Source organism: Prevotella sp. AM42-24, from assembly GCF_003461825.1.
Taxonomy (GTDB): Bacteria; Bacteroidota; Bacteroidia; order Bacteroidales; family Bacteroidaceae; genus Prevotella; species Prevotella hominis.
The window spans coordinates 988-2,881 of record NZ_QTXV01000129.1 but is presented as its reverse complement, the minus strand read 5'-3'; the positions used below and the strand labels follow the sequence as shown (position 1 = coordinate 2,881).

The following is a 1,894-nucleotide window of genomic DNA, read 5'->3' as shown; positions in this document are numbered from 1 at the left end:
AATTATCGCAGTGTCTTGCAGAAAGCTACGGGCAAGATAGGAAAGGGCTATGAGGCTCACCACACCTTACCTCAAAAATATAGAACGAGATTTGAAAAATTAGGAATAAACATAGATGAGCCAGGCAATGTCGTTTGGCGTGAAGCAAATGGACATCGAAAGAAAAGCAATGCTTTGACTAGCGAATGGACTCGGTTTATGGCTAGAGGTAAGTCGCCAACAAAGAAACAAATTTATCAGTTCCGAGATAAAATGGAGAAAAAATATTTTGGCAACAAATATGACACTCCAACTAAATAATCTTAAAAACGTTATAAAATATGATTACATTTTATTATTTTACTCATCGCTTTAAAAGAAGTATGTTGGAAATTATCCCTACAGAACCTTCTTTTGACTTGTCATGGGAACACGTAAGTCCACTTTACAAAGAACAGTTTCTTGCTAATGTTACATTTTCTGTAGTAACAGGAAAAAAAAGTTATGATATTATTCGTGTTAACCAAGACATTGGAGTTTTCTATTCGAAAAAAATTATTAATGTATTGTCTCAATTTGTGGATATGTCTGACAAATGTTACCCAATAAAGATAGAGGGTCTAGAAGAGCAATATTATGTCATTTATAATTTAGAAGCATATCCTTACTGGAATAGAGATGAAGATACATTTTTGTATGATCCTTGCTATTTTGGGATGCAGGACCCTTCTACTCCTATTTTCGGTATTGAAGGAACATTGTTTATAATGGTATCGGAAGAAGTTAAGAATGCTTTGTTAAAAAATAAAGTCTCGAACATTGAATTGATAGAAAGCTTTGGCTGTTCCTTAGAAGAATACAAAGAAATAAAGAAATCTAAGTTTAAACCAGAAGTTCATGCTTACAGAGACAGATAACAAATATGACAAATAGAATTCTTTCCACATTAGTATTACTTTGCACCTTAGCATCCCTAGATGTCAAGGCGCAGTCTGATGATCACAATTACATCGCCAAGTCTTCCATGCAGGATGAACAAGGAAAGAACTCTGTGGTCACAGTAGAATACTACGATGGACTGGGACGCAAGGAACAAGTAGTCACCAATGAAGTAAGACCAGAAAATCCTTCCAAGACTTTGCTCTCTCGCATCATTTACGATGACAGGGGAAACGAATGGAAGAAATTCCTGCCTGTGACAACAATAGGGTTGGAGTACCAGACTAACGTCTCATACAAGCATAATGACTCCGAGGCATTGTCTGCCATAACTTATGATGCCCTCGACCGTCTAACTTTTGCCACAACTCCTGGCGGCGACATGGGAGGGCTTGGGAAAAAGCATGAATATTTGGCAAACAAGGCTAACAGCGTAAAGAAATATGTAGTCGCTGATGATGGAAGTTTGGCACAAAAAGGTTATTACCTAGAAGCAGCCTTGTCTTGGGAACGTATCACCGACGAGGACAACCACGTAACGGACATCTATACCAACCTGCTGGGGCAAAAGATACTTGAGCGGCATGTCATGGAAGAAGGGACTGTTGACACCTACTTCGTTTACAATGACTGCTCCAAGCTATACTTTGTTCTTCAGCCGATGTACCAGCAGGAGGCAGACTTGGACAAGTTTGCCTTCCAGTACCGATACGACAACCGGGGAAGAATGGTTGAGAAGACCATCCCTGGCTGTGAGAAAATCAGTTATACCTATGATGACGCAGACCGTCTGCTTACCATGCAGGACGGAGAGATGCGCAAGAAGGGCTTGTCAAGGCACTATGCCTACGACGGCCTTGGACGCATGACGGCACAGACGCTCTATCAGGGAAACGCCATCTACGTCATCGAGCAAAGGAACTATTACGACGGAAACTACAGCCTTATAAGCGACAATGGCAATACTCTTTCTGCG

3 protein-coding genes are annotated in these 1,894 nt (G+C 40.4%); all 3 read left to right on the top strand.

Annotated features, from left to right (window positions below; translation table 11 throughout):
- Positions 1 to 300: hypothetical protein (locus DW917_RS17430; protein WP_199545591.1), on the top strand; the 300-nt coding region annotated here is incomplete at its 5' end.
- 62 nt (positions 301 to 362) lie between these two features.
- Positions 363 to 896 carry a hypothetical protein gene (locus DW917_RS16540; protein ID WP_118120481.1) on the top strand — a complete coding sequence of 178 codons (534 nt, stop codon included), beginning with the start codon at positions 363 to 365 and terminating at the stop codon, positions 894 to 896.
- Between the two features lie 5 nt (positions 897 to 901).
- Positions 902 to 1,894, top strand: a 993-nt coding sequence (locus DW917_RS16535) for a DUF6443 domain-containing protein (protein ID WP_199545590.1), incomplete at its 3' end; no start/stop codon positions are given.